At 51.3% G+C, this 25,987-nt stretch carries 15 protein-coding genes; 3 read left to right on the top strand and 12 right to left on the bottom strand.

All coding sequences use genetic code 11. The annotated features are described in order from the left end of the window. Positions 1–212: hypothetical protein (locus KKH67_12520; protein ID MBU1320004.1), on the top strand; the 212-nt coding region annotated here is incomplete at its 5' end. Here the strand turns inward: KKH67_12520 and KKH67_12515 are convergent. From KKH67_12515 to KKH67_12475, 9 genes are all read right to left on the bottom strand, one after another. Continuing rightward, complete coding sequence (locus KKH67_12515; protein MBU1320003.1) at positions 181–831, bottom strand: peptidoglycan peptidase; 651 nt, start codon at positions 829–831, stop codon at positions 181–183. The two genes, KKH67_12520 and KKH67_12515, sit on opposite strands and share 32 nt — an antisense overlap. Before the next feature lie 20 nt (positions 832–851). Next, on the bottom strand, positions 852–1,604 hold the full coding sequence (locus KKH67_12510) for a GNAT family N-acetyltransferase (GenBank protein ID MBU1320002.1): 753 nt from the start codon (positions 1,602–1,604) through the stop codon (positions 852–854). 194 nt (positions 1,605–1,798) lie between these two features. Next, positions 1,799–7,354: a hypothetical protein gene (locus KKH67_12505; GenBank protein MBU1320001.1), complete on the bottom strand. Its 5,556-nt coding sequence runs from the start codon at positions 7,352–7,354 to the stop codon at positions 1,799–1,801. Between the two features lie 422 nt (positions 7,355–7,776). Then, positions 7,777–9,066 (bottom strand): serpin family protein, encoded by a 1,290-nt coding sequence (locus KKH67_12500; protein ID MBU1320000.1) that lies wholly within the window; start codon positions 9,064–9,066, stop codon positions 7,777–7,779. 135 nt (positions 9,067–9,201) lie between these two features. Next, positions 9,202–9,765, bottom strand: coding sequence for a hypothetical protein (locus KKH67_12495; protein MBU1319999.1), 564 nt, complete (start codon positions 9,763–9,765; stop codon positions 9,202–9,204). Between the two features lie 78 nt (positions 9,766–9,843). Further along, a complete protein-coding gene (gene ychF, locus KKH67_12490; protein MBU1319998.1) occupies positions 9,844–10,932 on the bottom strand; it encodes a redox-regulated ATPase YchF in 1,089 nt (362 codons plus the stop codon). A gap of 307 nt (positions 10,933–11,239) precedes the next feature. Next, positions 11,240–12,109, bottom strand: coding sequence for a deoxyribonuclease IV (locus KKH67_12485; GenBank protein ID MBU1319997.1), 870 nt, complete (start codon positions 12,107–12,109; stop codon positions 11,240–11,242). Continuing rightward, positions 12,109–13,017 carry a DUF58 domain-containing protein gene (locus KKH67_12480; GenBank protein MBU1319996.1) on the bottom strand — a complete coding sequence of 303 codons (909 nt, stop codon included), beginning with the start codon at positions 13,015–13,017 and terminating at the stop codon, positions 12,109–12,111. Before KKH67_12480 ends, KKH67_12485 begins: the two co-directional genes overlap by 1 nt. A 60-nt stretch (positions 13,018–13,077) precedes the next feature. Continuing rightward, entirely contained in the window at positions 13,078–14,085 is a 1,008-nt protein-coding gene (locus tag KKH67_12475) for a MoxR family ATPase (GenBank protein MBU1319995.1), read from the bottom strand. Between the two features lie 265 nt (positions 14,086–14,350). Between KKH67_12475 and KKH67_12470 the strand changes: the two genes are divergently transcribed. After that, positions 14,351–14,998 carry a class I SAM-dependent methyltransferase gene (locus KKH67_12470; protein MBU1319994.1) on the top strand — a complete coding sequence of 216 codons (648 nt, stop codon included), beginning with the start codon at positions 14,351–14,353 and terminating at the stop codon, positions 14,996–14,998. 293 nt (positions 14,999–15,291) lie between these two features. Here the strand turns inward: KKH67_12470 and KKH67_12465 are convergent, their stop codons facing one another. The 3 genes from KKH67_12465 to KKH67_12455 all read right to left on the bottom strand — a co-directional run bounded on the left by KKH67_12465 (position 15,292) and on the right by KKH67_12455 (position 25,423). Continuing rightward, positions 15,292–18,171, bottom strand: coding sequence for a carboxypeptidase regulatory-like domain-containing protein (locus tag KKH67_12465; GenBank protein ID MBU1319993.1), 2,880 nt, complete (start codon positions 18,169–18,171; stop codon positions 15,292–15,294). Positions 18,172–18,261: 90 nt separating this feature from the next. After that, positions 18,262–22,557, bottom strand: coding sequence for a M4 family metallopeptidase (locus KKH67_12460; protein ID MBU1319992.1), 4,296 nt, complete (start codon positions 22,555–22,557; stop codon positions 18,262–18,264). 181 nt (positions 22,558–22,738) lie between these two features. Next, a complete protein-coding gene (locus KKH67_12455) occupies positions 22,739–25,423 on the bottom strand; it encodes a carboxypeptidase regulatory-like domain-containing protein (GenBank protein MBU1319991.1) in 2,685 nt (894 codons plus the stop codon). Positions 25,424–25,707: 284 nt separating this feature from the next. Between KKH67_12455 and KKH67_12450 the strand changes: the two genes are divergently transcribed. Next, on the top strand, positions 25,708–25,987 hold a 280-nt coding region (locus KKH67_12450), incomplete at its 3' end, for a hypothetical protein (protein MBU1319990.1).

The following is a 25,987-nucleotide window of genomic DNA, read 5'->3' as shown; positions in this document are numbered from 1 at the left end:
GCTGTCAGGATTCCCATCCTGACAGCTATCCACAGCAGCGAGCGGGCAATCCGGTCAGGAAAGGATTCCTGACCGCGCATGGGAGATCGCCGCGTCGCTTCGCTACTCGCGATGACGATCATTCGCAGTATCGGGACTTTCTCAACAAACAACTTCGCGGGAACAACAAACTCATGATCTCTAATACGTCGAGTGCACAGTCACGAGCGTAGTGTCATTGTATATCGATATGGGTGAAACGACCTTCTCTTTCATATTCGGGCCGTCGGGGAAGTACTTCTCAATCCAAAACCGAACCAGCGGATCATCAAGTTTGAAATCGCCAAATCTTGCGAACTCTCCGATCTCGATATCAGCACCCTCCTTGAACATCTTGTATACAAGTTCGCTGCAGTAGAATCTATCATCAGACCACTTGAATTGAATGTCATATTCGAGTCCGAGATACTTCGCAAACACCGCTCGCATTTTGTCGAACGCTTCGGGAAGAAGAGTGGAGTCCGCAGCGTTCAGCCGTTTAACCGCGAACTTATTCTCCACACCGCGAGTGATCCATTCCTCCAATGTGATTTTCCTGACCGGCCCGACTGCCTCATAGACAAAGGTCGTATCGCTGTCGATCAGCACAATTCCGCAATGCGTTATTTTCGAGCCGGTCGCAATTTCGATCGCGGGACCGAGTTGTGATGCAGAGGTCTGGAAGACGATATCTCCGCTATGAGGTACATAGCCTTCGATCTGAACAGGTCGATCTTTTGCGGAGGCTACAGTCAAGAGTGATGCTACTATAACTAATGAGACGGCTCTAATCCAGACCATCGGGCTAACCATTGTTCTTCTCCTCACTATTGTCAGTCCTTCACCAAGTACCAATATCGGTAAACTTCTCTGAACCCCATGCCAGCATAGAGCGCTACTGCCGGTTCGTTGTCATGCACCACCTGAAGATACGATCTTCGAGCCCCGTTCTCCTTACCCCAGCGGAGCATATCGACTGTGATCGCTCTCCCAAGCCCCTGCCTCCTGAGACTTGCATCGGCAACGATATCGAACAGCCCGACATACTCATCTTCGAGAACCGCCAGACCACACGCGACCATCGATCCGCCCCTCATTATTGAAAAACAACAGCAGCGAGGAACGAGACTTGCCAGCATCTTCCCAAGAGTCCCGGAGTGCCGCTCATCGACCTTATTTAGCCGCGAGAATTCAGCCTGCCACTGCTCCGACCACACCTCGATTCTCACAACGTCATGTGCAGATAATTCTGTAACATCGTTGAGCTCAAGGAGCTGAATGCTCACCGGCGAACCCACCGCCGGCACATATCCTTTATCGACAAGCTTCGATTCAAGATTTTCAGGAATAGCAGCGTCGGTCAACTTAAACACGACCTGAAGTCCTTTGGCGCGGTAGATACTCTCGCACTTTTCAATCTTCTCATCGAGATCAATGTGCGACGAGTATAACGGATTGATCGAGTTTGACCTCCGCGTATAGCCATTGCTAAATCTCAGCACCCAGCCGTCATAGTAGACTGTCTGCATGGCGGGCAGCGCATTCATTGAAATCTCTTCAAGACTTCGGATAAATCGCTTACGCATTCGATATCCTCGTGCGAAATGTCACACACTTGAAATCGCATTCAAGAATGCAACGTAGCCATTGATGGCTTATACGTCAAGGCTGGACTGCAGTTCGAGCATTATCATGCATGAGTATTCAGGGCTGACATGTTCGCAAACAAAAGGAGCCGCCATTGACTGGCAGCTCCTTCTATTCGAAATGATCTATCGCTCTATTTCAGCGACACCTTCACAGTCTTCCCACGCTCTGCTTCGATCTTCATCGGGCAGTTCGCGCATGGCTCGGGGCCGCTCGCGAAAATGTACGCTATCACATAGACTGCATCGTCAATATCAACAGCGCCAGAACAGTCAACATCCCCAACCTCAATAGGATCAGGAGCCGGTCCGCCCGCGAAGATGTAGCCAATCAGAAATACCGCGTCGTCAATGTCGACTTCGGATGCGCCGTCCGCGTCACCGCAGATCACATCGGCATTCTCGACACTTACTTCGACGGTTAATGTGTCGGCAAGCTCGCCATCAGACGCAATGAATATGACATAGTAGACACCCGATTGTCTGATGTCCGGATTGAAGTCGAATGTTCCGGTGCCATCCTCGTTATCGAGGAATGTAGCATTCTCCGGCACATCCTGCGCAATCAGAGCAGGTATCTGGCCGTCCGGATCGCTTGCGATAACCGTGAAGTTCAGGTTTTCACCTTCCATCACTGTTTGCGGTCCAATCTCAGTTATGATCGGCGGCATGTTCGAGCTTCCGCCCACAATCATCGTGACCGGAACCAGCATCGAAGGATTCAGCGGATCGTTGCTGCCAATACCGACCTGACCGGTATATGGGCCATCCTCAAGATCGCCTGCATTAAGGAGCACGTCGATGACACCGCTGCCACCCGGCTGGATGGTTCCGGATTCCGGACCTGCGGAAAGCCATGAGCTGTTGCTAAAGGTGATAGCGAGATTGTCATGCATGTACGCGGCATTATAGACAACCGTTAAGCCATCATTGCCTGCAGAGTTCTCGATGCCGACAGTCGCGCCTGCGAGACCGTACGCATCTTCACCCGGATCCATTGTCCCGTACTGCAGAACAATTCTTCCCGTCTGATACAGAATCGCCTGGAATGTCAGCGATCCGGTACCACTTGGATTCTGATAGTTCCTGATCCCTACAAAGCTGATGATGAACCGATTGTTGGCGCTGTCATAATAGTAGTAGACATTTCCCGCCTCTTCGGGATCAAGATCATCCCACCACATAGAGATCATGTTGTTCGGTACATTGGAGTACGGGAGCACTGTGTTGCTGGTCGTCGTGTAGCCTGCACCGAATGTGATGATGCCGTTGGAGCTGAAATACAACTCGTTATATGCATTCTCGTAGAACGGGAATGTGAATCCGATCGCCATCGGTCCGACTGCCTGATCATCGCCGAGCGCAATTGCAGTGCCTACTGTCGAAATATCGACCCAATTGAAAGCAGGACCACCCGGTTCATCGGAGTCAATCCATAGATAACCGTAGGCATCCGGGCCACCGGTACCTTTATCCTGTGGGCCGAAATATGGTTCTTCGAGATCGGGAGTCTTGTCAGGATCAGCGCTTCTGTATCCGATCGGCTCCCGAACCTCATCCGCGAGAGTGAGCATCTCGCCTCGGAACGTTGACTTGCCGCCCTCGACTGTCATTGCTTTCATATCGAACATCGTGCAGCCAACAGTGTAGTGCAGAACTCCGGGGCCGGTGTTGTTGATCGTTAGCGGCACGACCATCTGCTCGCCGCCCTGGAGCGTCTCGGTAATAGAAGTCTGACTCAACTCCATGACCGGTGCATATATGTAGAGATTGACACCGACCGTTCCCGTGAGGTCATCAGGATCATTGCTGCTGTAGTTCAAGGTCCCGACATGATCACCCGGCGTCATACCGGCCGCATCAATCGAGAACGGGAACTCTGCGCTGTCACCCGGAGCTACATCGAAATCGGAAGTTGAGCAGGACAGCCAGGTTGCACCGGGGCTGAACTCGATGTTCAGGTTGCCGTCACCTACGTTCTTAACGTAGAACGAATGCGCAGCAGTTTCGTCTTCAACCAGGCTGTCGACGCATGCCGTCTCGGGGAGAAGGAGATCAGGCGGATATATGAACACATTCACCGGCACGCTACCGGTCATGTTGCCTGGGACATTCGACGTGTACGCCAATGCACCGACATTCAGTCCCGCCACGAGACTTCCCGAATTAACCGTGAATGGGAAATCGATACTGTCGCCCGGAGCGATGTAGTTATTCTCGCTGACGCATGAAATCCAGCCAACTGCCGGGCTGAATCTGACACGGAGAGTGCCGTCGCCGGGGTTTTTCACAAGAAGCGTATGCTCGACAATTTCGCCGCCGACGAGGCTATCCAAGAATGCGGCGGGAGCGAGATCAAGAATCGGCGTTCCGCCCATTCCCTGGAAGTAGCCTTTGAGCTCGATATCGTCTATATTCCACCCGCTATATGTAACCGAGCCATCAGTCGGTCCAAGTCCGAACCGGATCTGGAAGGCCGGGTTAGCATCAGCGTACTGAGACATATCTATGAACTCCTCGTTCCACGATGTCTCCTGGTTTGTCGCGCCGCTCGAAAAGAGCTGTTGCCACATGGTTCCATCGTAAACCTCGAAATATGCATGGTCATAGCTGGATGACTCTATCCCGAGCAAGTGCCAGTAACGCATTTCTATGCTCGCATAGTCTGAACAGTCAATAATCGGAGAGTAGACCCACTGAGTGCTCGGAATGCTGTTGTTGTACTGGCCATTTGAGGTAAGGTCATTTCCAAGCACCTGGTTGTCTGCGGTTGGCGAATGATCGAGAGACGGATCGCCTCCGGCACCCTGTGGAGAGCCAATCGTCCATTCGGCTGTCCCTCCGAGGCCGGACCAGCCCTGATCAAACGCGAAGTCGTCATAGTAGAATGCGACTCTGTCACCGACTGTGATCATCAGATCGATATTGGTGAAAAATCCGAGATCGCCGGTGAGGGCCATATTCATGGACACCGCATAACCTTGCGGGCAGCTTGCATCCGCGGAAACTGTGAACACGTCGGCGGAGTTATCGACGACACCGCCGCCGCCGGGTAAGTCACCGAAGACCGCTGAGGCATCCGAAACCGACAGGAACTGATCGTTCTCTGACAGATCCGCAGTTACGTTTGTCGCATCCCCTGAACCGGAGTTTTCGAGCGTTACGATAATGTTCGCCGTCTCACCCGGGTCGAGAATACCGTTCATGTTGCCGGTTGCATCGTCAATCGTGATCGATAGCTGGTTGATATTAGGTGCATGCACCTGAATGCTGAAATGGCTCTCCCATATCAGCTTCTCAACTCCGCTCACAGTCAGATCAAATGTTATGAAGCGACCGTCAGGCGTATTGCCCGCGATGTCGAACGCGAATGCGTCGGCGCTATATGCCGTACCTTCGTTGCCAAGCACTGTGCCGTAGGCCTCAGTGTCATCGATCATAGTCACATATCCATCGCCGGTCGATAGTGTCGCCACAACATCCAGAGCATCATCGGGACCGACATTCTTGACCTGCACGCCGAGGACTATGCTTTCAGCAGCATCCATCACACCATTGTTATTGCCGGCCGCGTCGTTTATGACGTATGAATCGTAAATCACGTATGGTCCATCCGGTGTAATGACCTGGATGGTCGAGATGTATGGCTGACGATTCTGGGCGGTTACCACGATATCTGCAACGCCCGGCGCTGCGAACGCCGTCACCGGAATTTCGACAGTGCCGGAAGCATCGACAAACGCCGCACCCTTGAGTTCACCGTCAATGGAGATGCCGACGTAGGAAAATGGGTCGGCCTGTACCGATACGGTAGGCGCCGTCAACATGATCGTCGACGGATGAACCACCGGGTTGACAGCGGGTACGCCCATGTAAGTCATCACCGACGGGTCGCCCATCAGTTCGTAAATTTCCCAGTAATACTGCTCCCTGCTCGAGCCTGATTCAGTCACGGCCATGTTGCCGACATAGGCAATAGCGTAGTTCGTGACATAGTGTTGATTCAGTGGCTCGCCGTGGTCATGGAATACGCCGTCATAGGCTCCTAGACCGGTCTGCTCATATGTCGGTCCTCCGCCTACGACTGGGCCATATCCAACACCCCACCAGTAATCTTCATCCCAGTAGGTTGAGTTTGTGCCACCTATATATCCGATACCGCCTTTGTTCGGCTCCTGTAAGAATACCTCGCCCCAGCAGGGCGTGGAATAATCGTCGCCGAATGTGTTCGAAAGGCAGCAGTTTCCGACTGCCAGCAGCCACTTGTGGTTGTTAGTGAATCCCTGGATATCACCTGTGTTAACGTTCGGGTTGCTCCACTCCGTATGACCGCAATGTGCAGTATAGTTGGCAAAACATAAGCCGTCATTGATCGTCTGAATGATCGCAGCAGCGGCACCACCATCCGCTGATGCCGGATAGAGCCATGTGTTCGAATAGATGCCGTGCGCGGCATTGAAATAAAGATTCGTACCGTAATTGATCTGACCGTTGCCGTGCGTGATCGCGTACGTCCCGTCGACACCGGCAATCATGGTCACTTCACCGAGATAGCTCGGATCGGGCATCTCGTAACGTTCGTATTCGAGCGTCTTGTCGATCTGCGGCTGCAACAGGGCGGTGGTATGCGCCGAGAAACGTCCCCAGTATATCTCCGGGAACCAGTCGCCTGTAAATTCCACGAACTTCATGTCCGTGATGTGCGATCCTGCCGAACCGCTGAATGCCTGTATCTCCTGATCGTCACCGACGAGCAGTACGAACGATGGCTTCGGAGTCTCTGTATTATAAAGGTTCTGCAGATAGTTCTTGATAGCCGTGTTTGATGTTCCGATCACATCGGTGTAGGCCTCGATGACTTCGAATCCCTTCTTGATTTTCCACTCAATGAAAGGCTGAAGCTGTGCTTCGAACATCCTGTCCGACACGATGACGTATTTGATCGGATAGCGCGTGAGGTCATCCTTGCCACTGCTGAGAAGTGCAGGCTGATAGTTGATGATTTTGCTGTACGCAGCCTCGAATACGGGCGAGTAGCCCTCATCGAAAACCGTCTCGGTTTTGGTCCAGTCGGCGCCAACATAGTCGACCTTGACAACGACTCTCTTATATACTCTGATGGTGTTCTCCGTTGGATTGTATTCAACAGGAGAGAATTTCACCATGCCGAGTCTGACATTGCGCATTACGCCTTTGATTTCGCCTTCTGCGAGCGGGAGACCGTAGAAACCGGACTGCTCATATGAGGAGGCATTGAACTCGAATGGTATATCGGCTGGATCATCCGATTTCGACAATGGCTCCTGTGCAGGAATGATCCGGTCGAAAATGTCGAGCTTGTCAAGGCTGATTTCTTCCGACTCGAAATCGATGACTTTCACATCGAGTTCGCAGCCGTAAGGAATAGAAATCAGGCGGTTAGCCATTGGAAGATTCGGTTCACCGATGTTGTACGAACGTGTGAAGTCCGTGATCGAAAGCATCGTGAACGAGCCTTCTTTGGTTTCGATGGGCGTAAACAGAAGCTCTCCAACCTCAAGGCTCATTGTGAGACCATTCCGGTCCTGACTCAGAAGAGTCACGCCAGAGGGTGAATCACTCAGTTTGTAAGACTGTGCTGCAAATGCGCTGCTGACTAACAGCATTAGCACAAATGCGAACACGAGGCGGGCGGTAGCGTGCGTCTTCACGACCTCCTCCGTTTCGTAAGAGTGTTGAATCTTAACATTATATTTTCTATTTCGCAGTCCACACAAGTTACCGAGTACAGCGAAGATATGACCACTTTTATGCAGTAAGTAACATTGTAGTATAACATAATATATGTCAAAATAAAAGCGAAATATCGGACGAATATTGCGATCTTGGAGTTATGCGGTCGATATTCCGGGCGGTGTAGGTCAGTGATCCCTGCTTGCATCACGCTTTACGTGATAGCAAGTCCGAACGAAGTGAGGAGATCCTGACGGTTTCACGAATCAACGCGCTGCCGACAATGGTTCCCCGTCTGCACGGGGATGACAGGCCTGCGGCCTGTAAATGCGCGGCTGCGCGATCTACCGTGTGGCCGCGAACGTCAACGCGGTCACAGCAACGAGCATCATATTGCCTGCTAGGGATCGACTATGGATCCCATAAAGAGTATCAGACCAGAGGTGTTTTCGACGATCGCGCAGAAAAACGGTCTATTTACAGTCATCACAAATGGCCTCACAGGCATCTGGACTGACGTAGGTGCGAATCCGCGCATTTCTACAACTGTTACCGCTGCAGCCTCCGATCCCTTTTCGTTGACCTCAAGGAACGTTTTCTGTCGCACCTCGTGAATGTACACATTTGTGTCGCCTTCCATCAGGAACCCTGTACTGTAGTTTCTCTTGCGCGACTGCTCCCACATTTTACTGAAATCAGCGTCAACTTTGTCGAATGCAGTTATCATACAAAGTGCTTTTAGAGCATCATTTAACTGCTTCTCATATTCCAGTTTGAACCGAGGCAGGATGATTGTCCCTTCTCGTCTCCAGAGACGACGCCCCCATTCAATCCAATTCTCGGCCGTTAAGGAGTCGTGAAATCTCTCTAGTCCAAAATCCGACGCAGGAAGGAATACAAGCATGCTGAACCGGCCTTCTCCGTACGGTAGGCGAATGGCTTGGAAATTGGGAGATTCAGTATAATCGAACTCTCCTCTAAGCGACATCAGTGGATGTTGCTTTATGCTGCCATCCAGGAGTGTGAAATCCTGTTCGCGTGTGTTCTCTTCTCTGAACTGATATTTCCAGATTCCTTTGAAGTAGACTGCGTTCAAAAGAAACATGATCGCGTTTTCATCTATAGGACCGATTATCTCACGGATTTTGTCCCTGGTCTTTTCAGCAGTCCAATCATTGATCAATTTGTGAGCGCCTGGCCGTTTGAAATCCATGGAGGTGATCTCAGCATCATAGTAAGCTTCAGTGCGATCGAGAAAGTCCTTTTTGAATTCGAATTCATCCGTCATCCAGACAGAATTGGCAACGGATAACTCGACGCTTGTGTCCTTGCATTCCAGCAAGCTATCCAGAGCGAGGTTTGCTTGATTGATCTGCTCCAGCGTTATCCCCTCCAATTCCAGCACTCTTGCCATCTCATCTCTGGTCACTCCATCGGCACCATTGTACACCATGGCTAAAGCCATCGCTGCACTGGCTGGCGATATGAAGATATTCTTATCCTGGTCTTGCTGGACGATCTCTTTGAAGAGCTGAATGCCGAAAGCATTGTGTGCTGAACTTACAAGTTTGGTGGTAGCGTCGACTGCTTGCGGCTGTTGGCGAGCATCGGCACTGGCAATTGATGTCAGCGCGGCTGACAGAATAATGAATCCGGCGACGATTGACGCGAGTCGGCTGGATGAATGCACAATCTTCCTCCCCTTAAGTGTGGACAACTTCATAACTCATACAATTGATGTACCTGCTTATTCCACAAAAGTGGAGCGATGGAACAAGATTCCCTTGCGCCGTCAGGAATCCCTTCCTGACGGTGACGCAATGGATCAATCCCTGTTTCTCAACCGGTCATTTCTGATCAGTATCTTTGAAGCTATTACATACGGATCATTCTCGTACGGAATCTTCTCCAGTTCCTCGATTGCTTTGGCGATATCAGACGGTGTGTACAGAATCCAATTTCTCTTCTTGAAATGCGCTACGATTAGGGGCTCGTCTTTGGAGTAAATCTTACCGGCTGCCAGACCAAATCGGATACTAGGATTCTTCAGGATCAGACTCGCCTGGAAAAGGTCCTTCTTCAAACGACTGAAGACGATCTTCCTGTAGTTTTCACACGTAAACAGCTTGTAGCTACCTTCAGGAGTCTTATACTCTCCTGTCAATTCATTGAATCTCACACCTGGACTATCCAGAAACGATTTCACTTCGACGATCAGAAGTTCATTCTCTCGTGCACTATATCCAACAAGATCGATTTCTGGTCTCGGTATCGAGTGTTTTCCAATTGCCCGCTTCTCCAGTTTTGTGACACTAACCTTGACAGATTGCCGGACCCAGTATCCTTCCTGCTCAAGCAGGCGCTTGACTATATTTTCAAAGTATTCCATGGTGGATCCCCACTTTCGCTAAATACCGTCAGGAATGGATTCCCGACGGCGCATAACTCTCAAAGGTCGCACTATTGTCTACACATTAAACCGGAAGAATATCACATCGCCATCTTTGACGATGTATTCTTTGCCTTCAAGGCGCATCCAGCCATGTTTTTTGGCTTCAGCTTCGGAACCGGCTTCGACAAGTTTGTCGTACGCCACTATTTCTGCTTTGATGAAGCCCTTCTCGAAGTCTTTGTGTATCACACCGGCAGCCTTCACAGCGGTCGTCCCGCGATTTATCGTCCAGGCATGCACCTCTTTGTCACCGCCGGTCAAGTATGATATCAATCCGAGCAATTCATACGACTTGCCAACTATGCGATCCAGCGCAAAGCCGGTGATTCCGAGATCATCCATGAATACTTTGCGGTCGTCCGGATCGAGTTCCGCAAGCTCGCTCTGGACTTTCGCCGAGATCACTTCGACCGCACACCACTGCTTTTCATCGTATGGTGCGAATTGTTTCTGTATGGCTGCACGATCCGGCAGGCGATTCTCGCCGATGTTGAGGATTATAAGCACCGGTTTGATACTGAGAAACTGGAATCCCTTGATTGCCTTCTGCTCGTCGGGAGTGAATTCGACCTCGCGCAATGGCTTTTCAGTATTCAACTGCTCAAGGCATTTCTCCAACACCGCTTTCTCGCGGCGCAGGGTATCATCGGGAGAAACCTTCAGATGCCTCTCCACTTTTTCAAGACGCTTCTCTGCACCGACAAGGTCTGAGAAGATCAGTTCGTCTTCGACTGCTTTGATGTCCCGCTCGGGATCGACCGATCCAGCCGGATGCGGAAGCTTTGGATCATCGAATGCCCTGACAACATGGGCAATCGCGAACGCCTCGCGAATGGCGTTCGGAATTTCGGTATCGACTCGGGCACGGTCCGACGTATCTCCGGTGAAACCGGCGACATCCATCCATTCTATTTCAGCGTGTGTAATCTTTTTCGGCTTGTAGATTTCAGCCAGAACGCCCAGGCGCGCATCGGGAACTTTGACCACACCGTGGTGAACTTCGCCTTTGGCAGTGTAGCCGCCTGTCTCCTGATGTGTCCCGCAGAGCACATTGAACAGTGTGGTCTTACCCGATTGAGGAAGCCCGATTATGCCGATTATCATCGAAGATGTCCTTTAGCTTTGAATGGATAGCACAATCATACCGTCTCGTCGAATAGCCTCAAACCGCGTCATTGCGAGCGCAGCGTGGCAATCTGTTCATCCGGCGCAGCGCGGGCGGGAACCCTTTCCTGCCCGCATTATTGAGCTGTCAGGAAGGGGTTCCAGACAGCGCCGTTGCGAGATCGCCACGTCGCTTCGGTCCTCGCGATGACGACCTTCGCCGGTTCCGGCACTTCTTCAGCAAGCCTATGGGAGATAGTACACTGTCAGACCGATTAATCAAAATGATTTCTTTGAGAATAGAGGACTACTTCGCGAAACTGCGGAGAATATCGAGATTGCGCCTGTCGTTACCCTCTTGATCGTCCAGCTTCGGTGTTTCGAGAATCTTGGGGACGTCGACAAATCGCTTGTCCTGCATCAGGAATTTGAATGGCTCAAGGCCAAGCTCCCCCTGTCCGAGCTGCTCATGCCTGTCGACTCTCGATCCGAACTCTCTCTTTGAGTCATTTACATGGAACACTTTGAGATAGTCGAGTCCGATTGTATCATCGAACGCCTTGAAAGTCGCATCCCAATCCTTCTTCGTGCGAAGCTCATAGCCTGCAGCGAATGTGTGACACGTATCAAAGCAGACCGACAAACGAGCTTTGTTCTCTACAAGGTCTATCATCGCGGCGATCTGCTCGAATTTGTAGCCGACATTGGTTCCCTGCCCGGCGGTTGTTTCGAGCGCAAATCGAGTTGTGATGTCGGGAGTTAAATCTATGATGCGGTTCAGCGAATCTGCAATCTTCTTGATAGCATATTCTTCGCCCTCTTTCAAGTGAGCTCCCGGATGCATGACAACATCCGACAATCCGAGACGATCCCCCCGTTCGATTTCTTCCGTGAGCGAATCGACCGACTTCTTATATATCTCATCCCTAGGGGATGCGACATTAATCAAATACCCGACATGCCCGACATAGGCCCGTATTGGCGAGGCCTTTCGTGCGTTGAAGAACTTCTCGACATCATCATCGGTCAGCGGCTTTGCACGCCACTGGTTGTTGTTCTTCGTAAAAATCTGAAGCGCGGTGCAATCGACAGCATCGGCCATCTCGATCGCCTTGTGCACGCCACCCGACGCCGACATGTGTGCACCGATCAGCGGATCATTCTTCTTAACAGCCATCAGTACAGTCTCGATCTCTTGTTCAGATACGCCAACAGCGCACGATCATAGCTCACGGACGTGTCGATCAGATGGTAGTCGATATTCGACATGCGGCACTCTCGTGAGAAATGCTCGAAAATGCCGTGCAGTTCCTTCTGATATGCACCCTTGATCTGCCATGGAAGAGTCGTTATCCTCTCGCCTGTTTCGAGATCCTCGAAAATAGCTTCCCTCGGGAAAGAGAAATCTCTCTCCCTTGGATCGAGAATATGAAACACGATTATCTCATGCTTCCTGTGTCTGAAATGCTTCAATCCCGCAAGAACCCTCTGCGGATCATCAAACAAATCAGACATCAGTATTATCAAACCACGGCGCTTGATTCTCTCGGCCATCTGATGCAATGTATCAGATATGTTTGTCTTCTCAGATGACTTCAGCTTATCCATCTGCTCCAGGAGAACATGCAAATGCCCCGCCGCCGACTTGGGAGGAATATATGTGTGGATCTTCTCGTCGAAGCCAACCATTCCGACAGAATCGCGCTGCTTAAGCATCAGAAAAGTCAGCGACGCCGCCAGATATGCCGAATATTCGAGCTTGTTGATGCGCTGCTTCTCATCAGATGTGTATCCCATCGATGCGGACGTATCGATCAAGAGATACGCCTTGAGATTGGTCTCTTCCTCGAATTCCTTGACGAAGTACCGATCTGTCTTAGCGTACACCTTCCAGTCGATGTCGCGAATCGAGTCGCCCGGCATGTATTGACGATGCTCTGCGAATTCGACCGAGAAACCATGGTACGGTGATTTATGAAGACCCGCCATGAAGCCCTCGACAACAAGACGAGCTTTAAGCTCCATCCCCTTCAGTCGAGAGACGACTTCCGGCTTCAGATATCTCCTGTAATCCTGATCAGGCATGATGTTCGAGAGGCTATCCTTGCTGTGTGGATTGGCTGCTCTGCTAACAGCAGCGTAACACTACTTCTCTTTGACTTCTTCAAGCAGCCTGTCGACTATCTCCGAAGGACCGACACCGTCAGCTTCGGCATTGAACGATGTCACGATTCGATGCCGCAAAACCGGCTTGGCCACAGATTTCACGTCTTCGACCGATGGTGTGTATCGTCCGTCGAGAACAGCTTTGGTCTTTGCTCCAAGGATCAGATACTGCGATGCGCGCGGCCCCGCTCCCCATGAGACCCAGTTCCGAACATACTCGGGCACGCCATCTCTGCCCGGTCTGGTAGCTCGCACGAGTTTGACGGCATATTCTATCACATGATCGGAGACGGGAACCCTTCTGACAAGATTCTGCAATTCAGATATATCATCACCTCCGAGGACGTTAGTCAGATCCCAATCCTGTATCGCAGTTGTCGTCTTGACAATCCTTTGTTCCTCTGCCTCGGAGGGATAGTCTATCATAATATTGAACATGAATCGATCTAGCTGTGCCTCAGGCAATGGATACGTACCCTCCTGCTCGATCGGATTCTGCGTCGCCAACACGAAGAACGGCTCTTCAAGTGTGTACGTCTCCCCTGCCGCGGTCACCTCGTGCTCCTGCATCGCCTGCAGAAGAGCTGCCTGCGTCTTCGGAGGCGTGCGGTTTATCTCATCAGCCAGAACAATATTCGCAAACACCGGACCCTTGATGAATTTGAATGTCCGCTTGCCGGAAGTCTTATCTTCTTCGATAATCTCAGTCCCGGTTATATCAGACGGCATCAGATCAGGGGTGAACTGTATGCGTGAAAATTTCAGTTCGAGAATTTTCGACAGAGTCGAAACCAGAAGCGTTTTTGCAAGGCCGGGGACACCGATCAGAAGAACATGACCGTTAGAGAGAATAGAGATCAGCAATTCGTCGATTACTGTCTCCTGCCCGATAATGACTTTTGCGATTTCGGACTTGATCCTGCTGCGCGCCTGCTGAAGCTTCTCTACTGCCTGAATGTCTTTGGATTGTGAAACGTCGTCAGCCATAGGTCCTCCGGTCGAATGCGTTGCCGTCTTGAGCAGTATCTTGATATACACGGCGCGGGCCGCATTGTTTCACCATTGCATGGTTTTAGACGAATTTAGACCATCTTTGGCAAAAGTCAACCGGATTGTGGGGATATGTCCGCCAACTGGCGGATATGAATAGACTATTTTCTTTTACGATGGAGCTATCTCAACTTTCAGTTGCAATACGCTCCCAAGATAGTTATATTTACGGCCAAGATGACTTGACTAGTGGTTGGAGCTGATGTCTAAAGAGCAATTTGATCAGAAATATGCCGGCAAGAAATTTTACTGGGGTACGAAGCCATCCAGTCTGGTGAAGAATTTCGCTTCGCTCGCGAATCTCGGACAGGCGCTTGATCTCGGGATGGGTGAAGGCCGGGATGCCATCTATCTGGCGCAGCAGGATTTCAGCGTTACCGGCGTCGAATTCTCCGAAACCGGCATCCAGAAATGCCAGCAACGCGCCGAAAGACTCGGTGTGAATGTCAATACTGTCAACAAGGACGTCCGCGACTTTCGAATCGCCAAAGGAAAGTACTCCCTGATTCTGCTGAACAACATGTTTCAGTATATAACCAAGAGCGAAGCTCACCATGTCTCCCAGGGGATCGTTTCAGGGCTCAAGAAGGGTGGATTGGTGATCGCGTCCGTCTTCACATACGACGATCCGCGTTATGGAGAATACAAGAAGAAGACCACAGAGCTCGAACCGGGTACATTTCTGCTAATGTCCGGTGAGGTCTATTCCTTCTATGATTATAGCGAACTTCTCGAATTCTTCAAACCACTGAGACTGCTCTATTATACAGAGTACGACTACTATGACACTCACGGCGGCAAAAGCGGACACTGGCATGGTGTCGCGGAACTTGTTGCCATGCGGACCTGATCTCGCATCCTTGCCTCACCGTTATCTGTCTGATCTGAGAGACCTCATATAATGCTGCTCGTGGATTGTGCAACCTACAGCCGCGCCCGGTAAATTCCCGCCTCCGGCCTTGCTTATTGAAAAAGTCCCGATTCTGCAAATCAACATAATCGCAAGGAGCAAATCGACGTGATGATCTCTGTGTCATACACAAGCACGCACAGGAGCTGTGCTCCTGTGCATGCTGCAAAACAGAAACGGCCGATCTGCGATTTCCAGCACAGGTCGGCCATTGGTTGAGTAGTCAATATAATCTACGGGCAGTCCTCACACGGTGGCGGACCACCGAGGAATATGTAGCTAATCAGATAAACGGCATCGTCTATGTCGACTCCGTTCAGACAATCGGCATCACCGACCTCCATCGGATCAGGGGCCGGGCCACCAGCGAAGATGTACGCGACCAGGAATGTGACATCGTCGATGTCGACTGCTGCGGATCCATCGCAGTCGCCACAGATCCATGCATCTTCTACCATAATCGTGAAAGGTTTCTGATTGTGGGAACCGACTTCATCTTCAACATAGGCAGTGAAACTGATTGCGCCTGCAGAAGAAGGCGTGCCGGCTACAATCCCCGTGGTGGTCATAGCCAATCCAGTACCGGCCAGATCACCGTTGAGATCACTCCATGTTCTGTCACCGGTGCCGCCAGCCGCCACAATTTGCGTCGAATAGTATATTTCGGCAATTCCATCGGGCAGGCTCAAAGATGTAATGAATAGAGCTGCATTTATCGTGAAACTCAGCGACCTGTCATCGAACAAGCCTCCATCATCTTCGACATGGGGAGTGAAATTGATAGTCCCCTCTGAAGTCGGAGTACCGGAAACCAGCCCCGAAGATGACAGCGACAGTCCGGTACCGGCAAGATCACCACCCGGATCGCTCCAGGTGTAGTTGCCGGAGCCACCGGTTGCCAGGAGCTGCTGCGAGTATGGAACACCTTGGGTCCAGTCCGGCAACGATGTCGTCGTTATCTCCACCGGTACGCCAACAGTCGGGAAGACAATGTAATCAATCCATCCGCAATCACTGCCGTTGGAAACAGAGCCGTCCTTGCTGTAAGTCCATTTGAATGTACGATCACCGGCTGTTACTGCGTACGACGCCTCAGCCCACGCGACTTCGCCTGACCATTCCCCCTTCTGAACTCCGTCGATATAGAACCGCAGATAATCCCAGCCCGATTCTGACGAGACTTTGTAGTGAAATGTGATATTCCCATTCTCGACAACGCTCAGCATAACCTGCATCGTTGATGTCTGGCTATGCGTGATAGCTCCCGACTTAGCGCTGTAGGCTCCCTCATAAGGGTTCGACGAAGTAATCGTCCACGGCAGATTGCCGCTCATGGTCCATGGATAGGATGAGAAGCTCCCCGCCTCGAAGTCTTCAAGCTCCAGGCCTATGGTCATGCTGAATGTCGATGTATCCGCGAATCCACCAGATGCTGTGATATAGACCTGAAATTCGGCCACATGATACTTGGGGCAACTCGGGAGAATCTCGAATACGTAGTTCGAATTTGATGTCGCTTCGCCACCGAGTTTGGGAATAGGCGGATAAGTAGACGTCGGCTGCGTGATATTGATATATCCATCCGAGCTCGCCAGAGTAGCGTTGACTCCGATCGCGTCACCGCCGCCGTCGTTCGTCAACGTGATGTACATCGACACAGTCTCGCCCGGATTGACAGCACCTGCATCATGCGAAACGAAGCTGAGCACAGGATCGGTCGAAAGCGGCACAAGCTGTACATCCAGCTCAGTGATATCTCCGTCGGTCACAACTACATTCTGGATAGTCTGTGTCACATAACCGAGGGCAGAGAATTCCAAATCCCACGTACCTGCTGCGATCATTCTGTGATAATCGCCGACCGCGGGATCGGTAAACACACGGGCCGAGTCGATGTCGTGATTCAGAACAGTAATGACTGCATCGACAGGATCGCCGGAGACGGCGTCTGTCACTATGCCACGTATGCCATATAGCGAACACTCGAACCAGTTGAGGAATGATCTCTTGTTATACTCCCAGTGTGCGGGAAGCTGGCTTGCCGAAAGCAGCTTCGTATTCGATATCTCCATCGTGACTTCCCGGTCCCCCCGCCAGTAAGTCATGTAGTCCTGTCTGCCGCCGGAAATCGTATACCAATCGTATCCGTTCGTGATACCGTTATTGAGATCATCCATGTATGAAGAGGGACTATACAAATGTACCGTATCGACATACGCCCTGCAAACGTCGATCATCCAGGCGTCATCAGCATGCCTTCTCGACCATGTATCCCACGGGTAATTGAGCACTTCAATCCCGCCGTGGAAGTTTGCAGAGATTATGAAACTGTGAGCTTCTGCAAAATTCATCATGGCGACGGTCTCCGGTTGCCAGCTATTGCCATCGGGATGCTGACCGTCTTCGGGATCGGGGAAATTGCGATTAAGATCGACTGAGTTGGCATTGTACCGCGTAGCGCCATAAACCGAGCTGTTGCCACCAGCATAAGTACCGTCAGGATTCGCCAGTGGATTAATCCACATTTCCATACTGTTCACCATGCTGGTGATGCGCGGATCGGAGCCGTACGATGCCAGCAGGGAGTCGATCAACCTCAGAGTCAGCACATATCCCGTAATCTCGTCGCCGTGCATGCTGCTTGTAAACATCACTTCCGGCTCATCTTCCTCCATGAATACATTGTCGGAGATCTTCGCGAAGAGTATCGATCGTCCGTCAACCGTGAGCCCGACGTTTACGACGTCGCAGATCAGCGGATAGTCGATCTCGAACTGATTCATCATGGCGACATAGGCATCATAAGTCGGATATGAATCCCAGGCGCGCAATCCGGCCTTGTCAGCAGACATCTTCGGCTGGATCAGTGTGCCGGGATGCTGTAGCACTTCGTATGAGAACCCGAGATCGACAAACTCGGCCAGCTCCCGCTCGTTAGCGTAAGCATGCACCTCTAAGCCATCGACTCTGTCTATTGAAATGACTCTTGTCAACTTCAAGAGTTCATCCGGTGAATCGATTTTGAACTTGAAGTATGTCTCGCCTGCAGTCGCATTTGAGAACGCGACAAGACACAGAAGTAAAATCACAGCTAGTGTTGCTCGGCTTTTCATCTTACCTTCCATCTACTGGTTTATCCTATCATTCACGCTTTATGTCAACGAGTCACATGACTCGATCCAAACAGTTCATCCAACCTTCTCTCACTCACAAGAAGCGCACGGCTCCGGGCCACCTGTGAAAATGTATGAAATCAAATAGACGACGTCATCGATATCTATCTCACCGGAGCAATCTGTATCGCCGGACTCAATTGGAATCGGTGCCGGACCTCCTGTGAAAATATAACCGACCAGATATACCGCATCGTCTATGTCAATATCTCCGCTGCCTTCAGCATCTCCGCAAGTATATGTTACAACGCTAAACGACATCGTATCTGCGCTGCAGAAATCTGCAACTATCACTGTTAGCATCTGAGTCGAGTATTCCGCCGGCGCAGTGCCGATCACAGAGTCGTTCTCTACTGTACACCACGACGGATACTCAGCATAAGTCACTGTATGATCTACGTCGTCAGGATCAGTGATTGCAGGATAAAATGCGAACAGCACACCATTGCGCACAAGTCTATCTGATTCCTGAGCGATGAACGGTGCGACATTGGAGTGATCGACCGTGATCGTGACAACAAGCGTATCTGCGAGGTCGCCATCCGATGCCACGACGCTGAATGATGTATCCACGTCACCGCATGCAGCAGTCCCTGAGACGTGCGTACCGACAGCAATGCACCAGGAAGGCACATTGATAATCGTTATATCGAGATCGCTGCCATCGCAATCCGGATCGGCGGCAGTGGCATCGTATGCTACAGACTCACCCGGCTCGACAATGATCGATCCCGCCGAGGTAACAGCGGGAGCGTCGTTCGAGAATTGCGGGTTGCAGCAGACGTCGTCAGGATCGTTCGGACATTCGTCGCAGACATCGCCAACGCCGTCGTCGTCACTGTCATCCTGATCTTCGTTGTAGACTGTTGGACAATTGTCGAGCGCGCAGGTATTCACCGGATATCCCGGATCGCCGTAGCCATCGCCATCGATGTCCGTACAAACGTCACAGCTATCACCGATGCCGTCGCTGTCAGCATCCGATTGATCCGCATTATACACACTCGGACAGTTGTCGAGTTCGCAGGTGCTGGCCGGGAATCCGGGGTCACCGAAGCCATCACCATCGAGATCAGTGCAGTCGTCGCAACTATCACCTATGCCGTCATCATCGGAGTCTTCCTGACCCGGATTGTGCACACTCGGACAGTTATCGATAGCGCAAGTATTTGCCGGATATCCCGGATCGCCGAAACCATCACCGTCGGTGTCGGTGCATTCGTCGCAAACATCTCCCAGCCCGTCTCCATCAGCATCAGCTTGATCAGGATTGTACACATCAGGACAGTTGTCGAGATCGCAGGTGTTCGCGGGGAAGCCTGCATCACCGAATCCGTCGTCGTCGCGATCCGTGCAGACATCGCAGCTGTCGCCGATTCCGTCACCGTCAGCGTCATCCTGATTCGGATTGTAGGTACTCGGGCAGTTGTCGACCGGGCAGGTGTTCGCGGAGTAACCGGGGTTGCCGAATCCATCGCCATCCGTATCAGTACATTCATCGCAGACATCGCCAAGACCGTCACCGTCGGCGTCAGCCTGACTTGGATTGTACGTGCTCGGACAGTTGTCCAACTCGCACGTGTTCATCGGGTAACCGGCATCTCCGAAACCGTCGTCATCAAGATCGGTGCAGACATCACAACTATCGCCGATTCCGTCACCGTCAGCGTCACCCTGATTCGGATTGTATACCAGCGGACAGTTATCTGATGAATCATAAATCCCGTCGCCGTCAGAATCGACCGCTTCCTCGCACTCGAATGCAATCACCTGAACGTCATCAACACCGGCTTCAACCACAGAACCGGCTCCGAGATCAGAAGCGTCAAATCGCAGCTTCACTTGCGATGTCGTCGCGATGACATCACTGGCCGTGAAGGTATGCTCGTACCATCCTCCCGAAGCCTGATTCGTTGGTCCCACGGTCTCAACTGTCACCCAGCTTGAGCCGTTATTATTCGATATATACACAACAAAGACGTCATTGTAAGGATCATCACCTGTATGATTCGAGTACCAGCGGGCGTAGTGTATCTGAGCATCTGCGCCCGAAAGGTCGATTGTCGGCGACACGAGAGTTGTCGTGCCCCCATCCACGTCAGAATTACCGTCAACATTGTCGGTCAGGTAGCAACTGCCGGAACCGTCAAAATCTGTAGGCGGATCGCCTCTGTCGCCACCACCGATAGGCACTCCACGATTCCATTGGCCGTCGACAGCATCGCCGGACACCGTCCAGCCTTTGTTGGTCTGGAAATTATCCTCAAATACGACAGCATAACTGGTCACCGGGAATGCGCTGTAAGTCGTCGTCGGTGCATTGCCCGGATCGCTGTGTGTGCCGGTTGAAACCTCATCGGCGGTGAAATAGAATTCGATTATAGAGCCGCAACCGATTCCGGGAAGAGTTGCATAATATGTGTTGGCGGGGCTCTCACTCATGCCGACAGCAGTGTACGCTCCACCATCGATCGAATAATGAAGGTCACCCGTACCGGATATCGGTGTCCCCCCCATAGAGCCGGTGACGACCACTCTGAAAGTTGTGTCACTTCCCGGCGAAAGCAATGTCGGCAGACCATCCGGGTACGAGAAAGCAACGGATGGCGTCGGAACCGAAACACCGACCGCAATCCAGGCATTCCTGACCTGAGCTGTCCATGCGCCGGTGGGGTCGAGGTCATCGGCGGCAGTGATCGTTCCGAGTGCCGCATCATGGTAATCGCTCGAGCTGGTCCAATAGAACTGGTTTGCTCTGTATGCAATCTTGATCGCGTTCTGCGCTCCGATACCTACGACGGTCTGATCGTGATGAGTGCCGCCATCGGAGAGCAGGAAGTACCACTTGTTGCCGACTCCGCTGTTGGTATGGACACCGCAATAGTCATTCATCCATGAGGGCGTACAACCGACAACGTCAATCCAATATGGATCGGAAGTCCCGTAGTAATCAGGATCACCAAATTCGTGTGGATTTTCCATCGAACGAAATCCGTTGCCGGTCGTCTGACCATTCTCGCCCATGTACCAGTCACCGGGATCGTCCGATGTGAACTCATATGCCGCCCCCATCATGTCGGAGAACGACTCATTGAGAGCGCCCGGTTCTTTTTCATAGATGAGACCAGAGCAATATTCGGTCACTGCATGTCCCCATTCATGCGCTATAACATCGGGGCAGCCAGCCAGCGAGCGCCAGCCCGAGGACCAGCTCCAGATAACGATCTGTGAACCGTTCCAATAAGCATTGTTATCGCCCTCGGCACTGTAATTGACTGAGGTCAGCATACTCGCGCCGGAACCGTTATATCCGTTCCGGTCAAATGTCGTCAGCATCCAATCATATACTCCAGCGGAATAGTAATGACCATCAACGGCCGCAGCCTGTGACGTGCCATCATTCCAGTAATTGTCGGTATCGGTTGCTATGCTTCCGGGGAGACTCGTAGATGCATAGTTAGTCTGGATATAATTGCCTGATGGCATCTCGCCGTCGTGCCCGTGTGGATTGTTATTGAGCTGACGTGTGTAGTCTCTCATTCTATATGTCGAGCCGGTCCAGTCGGTGTCGATGTGGTCGCGGGTGCGTCCCATAACGCCGACGCCGGTACCGACATCATTAGCATTCATTATACGATTCGCTTTGTAGATCACTTCGCCGCTCTTTGCGTCGACGAAATACTCCCATCGACCCATTGGCGAGTCAGACAGAAGGAAGAAGCGCCAGCAAAGGTAGTTGGCTTCCAGTTCCTCACCCTCGACCTCCCACGGGAATATGACAAGCTCGGCATCGGTAGGATTCCCGGCGCCGAAAGAAGTCGACAGGTCTATCTGGCCGATTTGCACAGCCTGAGCGGACGGTATTGTCGGATTGACATCAATAGATATGTCGGCAACATAATTGCCATTCAGGGTTCTCATCGTTCCATCAGCCCTGAAGTGCGAAATGTACTCGCCTCCAATCACTCTGACACCCTGATGAAATTGCTGCATACGCAAATGTCTCATTCCGAGATCGTCGTAGTCGACACGCACCGATACAAGTTCGCTGGCAGGATCATTCATCCTGAACGCTGCCTTGTTCTCGGTCAGAAACTGAATCGTCGCGCGAAATTCGTCCCCCGCAGCCACACCCTTCACCAAGTCCCCCTGCACAAAATCGGGGGTGCCGTCAGATTTCTCAGAGTAACTGGAAAGGTCATACTTGTTTTCCATATTACTCAGGGCGAATGCGGACGACCACATAAGCAGGAAAAATGCCACGATCAACAGTGATATCATCGCACATAGCTTCGAATACGCTATCCAATGCTGTTGCCTTTTCATTCGATCTCCGTTCTCATATTATTGATATCAGAATTGATGTAACATTCGGGTCACTAACTCTGCATAGAGCCCAATCAAACTGCTCCGAAACAGGCGTAAATAGTTACTTTTTTTATCGGCCAATCGACCCCAATTCGGCAGCCGATCGGTTCATTTGATTCAAGACTCTCTTAATCTCAGTTCAGCAACTTTCACACGGTGCCAGTCCGCCTGCAAATATATATGTTACCAGATACACGACATCGTCAATATCTATTTCGCCGCTGCAATCAGCATCCCCGGTCCAGCTTGTCGACGGTGCAGGTCCTCCAGCAAATATATAAGTTATCAAAAACACAGCATCATCAATATCAACTGAGCCGGAAGCGTCAGCATCTCCGCAAACAGCCACTGGCATCATATCGAAGCTGTTTTCCAGCATGAGGCCAGATGTCACGATCAGACTCGAGAAAAATCTGCTGTGGTAATTGGCGAGAGAGGCCGTGAACTCATAGCTGCCGCTTTCGACATCTTCCAGCAGGTAGTAGCCTGTACTATCTGTGGAGGTGGTGATGACGGACGAGCCCTGCGCCAATTGTATCGAGACACCGCTCAACGCAACGTGCAGGACTGAATCCGCGACTGTTCCCGAGACTCTGCCGTATATCGACACAAGCTCGAAATCTACTACAGTCGTATTACCGTCGGTGATCACCACACCCGTCACGCTCTTAGGCTGGTGCACCATTGAGGATGCTGATACATCGTAGGTCCCCGGAGTCAGCCCGGTGATTTCGTAAGCCCCTCCAACCGTCTCGTCAGATCCGATCGGAGTTGCGCCGTCCAGCACTTCGATATAAACTCCATCAAGAGGAGCACCGGTAAGCGAATCCGTTACAGTTCCCGCAAGAGTGCCGGAAGCAGCTCCACCAACGATTGCCGGTTCAAGCGTGCTCTGGTCGCACCAGAACCATTTCGCGTTGTAGCCTCTCACGCGATAGTAGTAGGTTCCCGGAGTCTGACCGGTTATGTCATAGTGTGTGTCCAGAACATTCGATGATAGGGTCGTAATCGAATTGTAGAATACAGCCGGATAGATATCGTCGACGTACATCCCCTCTTCCAGCGTGTACGAATCCGTGGTGTATCTGAATCTGAAAAAGACCGACCTGCCAACATAGCCCTCGAGTGAAATAGCCTCCCTGACCCAAAAAGCCGAAGCTCCCGTATACAGCTCCAGAATGTCGAACTTGCGGCCATCGAGTGAGACCTCGACATATCCGTAATCCCAATCCTCCTCGATATCATACCAAATCCAGAAAGTTAGCGAATCATCCGGCTCGACATAATACGCGTGAGTGCTGGTCAGCACGTCCGCGGTTTCATCCAGCATGCTCGATTTGAACGATTTGGAGCCGGAGTGCTTTCTAACCGTCGATACTGAGAATCCATCAATTTCCCATCTGTCAGCAGTCCCCTCGACATCATCGGTTATCACGCTGACATCGGTGAGTTCATCAACCTGCCATCTTGTAGGATTCGCTGCGGGATTAACCTCTGTCCATTCGACAGTATATTCGCCGCTCGGAACGGTACCAATGTCGGCTATGACTGGAGGAATGACTCTCGGAGTAAGCGTGCTCCGAATGGTTCCGGCCTGCTGCAGCAAGTAATAGGCGCCATCGAAATTCTCTCTAACAACCTGAGCTAAGTGCGATGTCGGTGGCTGAAACTGCTGGCATTCTTCAATTGTGAAGAAAATGAAATCTGCTCCCCTCTCGTAATGTCCCGTTCCGAATCCCCAGTCTGTTGCATCGCCGGTAGTCGGATAGAGCTCCGCTGACTGTTGTGGGAAGTATGTTCCGGAATAATCTTCCTGCGCGATAAGGCTTGCAATCCCAGTTCCGAGTGAAGTAACGAAATCGTTGTTTGGCGGGGTATAGTAGCCGTATCCCCACGACCAGAGTACAAGCTCCGAATGTGTATGGAATGTTATACCTGCACAGAAATCACGAGACAGTATGAAATCCCGCTCAGCCGAAGTCTCAGCTTCCGAGAAGGGTGATGGACCGCAGTATGTCGCATCGTTCGGGTTATGAGTTATCGAACCAATAGTAGTTCCCCACTCACCTTCGGGATGCCCGTCGGTCGAACCGCCATAATTTCGATTCAAATCGACACCTACTGTGCCGTACTGCGGAAATGGTCTGCGATTCTTCCGCCAATCTACACCGACATCATGCGAATAGACATATCCATCGGGATTTATGCACGGTATGAAGTAGATTTCTCGGCTGTTGACCTGAATTGTCACCGCCGGATCGGACCCATATGCGCTCGTGAGACTATCCAGAATAAACATGCATGTGACAATAGTTGGCCATTCTCGTGCGTGTGTGAGTCCGGTGTAGAGAACTTCCGGCTCAGCTTCATCCAGAAGCACATTATCAGAGAGCTTGACAACCTGAATCGGTCTGCCCTCATAGGTTGTGCCGATGGTATCCATGGTGCAGATCGACGGATGGCTCGTTACGATATCAATTAATTGCGCCTGAAACTCCGACCATGTTGGATAGAATTCCTGCGCCTCTCTCAAGAGCGCATCAACATCCTTGCTGAGTACCTGCAGGATGAATCCACGGCCGATCAGGTCCTGAATCTGTGCATCGGTGACGACAGCGTCGACCCATTCTCCCTGCTTGTATCCCGGTACGTCGAGACCTCTTGGAAGAAGATCAGCCTCAGCTTTGTTTGTGATTTGGATTCGTACGAGATTTTTCGCGTCTCCGGCTGCCAGAGCCGAAGTAGATATCGCGGTTGCGATGAGACAAAACGCAAGCAGTCCAGCGACTGCATGTTTCAACAATACGGACACATTCCGGGACATGATGCCTCCAAATGCTATGAGCAAAATCGTAATGCAATGATGTAAATGGCAGTACATACGTATACTTCAATGACGGTAGGTATAATTCGCCTATCTCAGCGTCAACTATCCAGTATACCACATTTTCTGTTTTTGTCAAGAATCGTTTGTGGCACAAGGAGTAAAGAAAAATCACTCGAAGAAACGGCTTGACCGACATCATCCGAAGTGATATACTCCATTTGGCGATGCAAGATCCGGTCTGTGGGATCGCATGATCTTCTTACACACACAAGGGGAATAGAATGAGAGCATTCCAGTCAGTTTCAATTGTCGTGTCTCTGTTGCTCTTCCTATCCAGCGGCTGTTCTGATAAATCGACGGAAACAGTGGAGCCGCCGCTTTCACGCACAGTTACTATCAACGCGCCGATTGACAGCGCCGTCATTTGCGAGATTGCAACTGTCGGCGTATCTGTTTCGGGTGGTGACGTTAGTTATGTGAAGCTGTACTTTGATGGCTTCTCTCCCGCAAATGCAAAGTTGGATTCCCTGCCATTCACGTATGCTTGGGATGTTACCGACT

Source organism: Candidatus Zixiibacteriota bacterium (assembly GCA_018820315.1).
Taxonomy (GTDB): Bacteria; Zixibacteria; MSB-5A5; order JAABVY01; family JAHJOQ01; genus JAHJOQ01.
Note: the sequence above shows the minus strand (reverse complement) of the source record. Positions and strands in the feature narration are given on the sequence as shown.

What these genes read in the sequence shown, in the direction of transcription:
- KKH67_12515 (MBU1320003.1), bottom strand. Translation starts at nt 831, where the DNA reads ATGGTTAGCCCGATGGTCTGGATTAGAGCCGTCTCATTAGTTATAGTA.
- KKH67_12510 (MBU1320002.1), bottom strand. Translation starts at nt 1,604, where the DNA reads ATGCGTAAGCGATTTATCCGAAGTCTTGAAGAGATTTCAATGAATGCG.
- KKH67_12495 (MBU1319999.1), bottom strand. Translation starts at nt 9,765, where the DNA reads ATGGAATACTTTGAAAATATAGTCAAGCGCCTGCTTGAGCAGGAAGGA.
- ychF (MBU1319998.1), bottom strand. Translation starts at nt 10,932, where the DNA reads ATGATAATCGGCATAATCGGGCTTCCTCAATCGGGTAAGACCACACTG.
- KKH67_12485 (MBU1319997.1), bottom strand. Translation starts at nt 12,109, where the DNA reads ATGGCTGTTAAGAAGAATGATCCGCTGATCGGTGCACACATGTCGGCG.
- KKH67_12480 (MBU1319996.1), bottom strand. Translation starts at nt 13,017, where the DNA reads ATGCCTGATCAGGATTACAGGAGATATCTGAAGCCGGAAGTCGTCTCT.
- KKH67_12475 (MBU1319995.1), bottom strand. Translation starts at nt 14,085, where the DNA reads ATGGCTGACGACGTTTCACAATCCAAAGACATTCAGGCAGTAGAGAAG.
- KKH67_12470 (MBU1319994.1), top strand. Translation starts at nt 14,351, where the DNA reads ATGTCTAAAGAGCAATTTGATCAGAAATATGCCGGCAAGAAATTTTAC.
- KKH67_12465 (MBU1319993.1), bottom strand. Translation starts at nt 18,171, where the DNA reads ATGAAAAGCCGAGCAACACTAGCTGTGATTTTACTTCTGTGTCTTGTC.
- KKH67_12460 (MBU1319992.1), bottom strand. Translation starts at nt 22,557, where the DNA reads ATGAAAAGGCAACAGCATTGGATAGCGTATTCGAAGCTATGTGCGATG.
- KKH67_12455 (MBU1319991.1), bottom strand. Translation starts at nt 25,423, where the DNA reads ATGTCCCGGAATGTGTCCGTATTGTTGAAACATGCAGTCGCTGGACTG.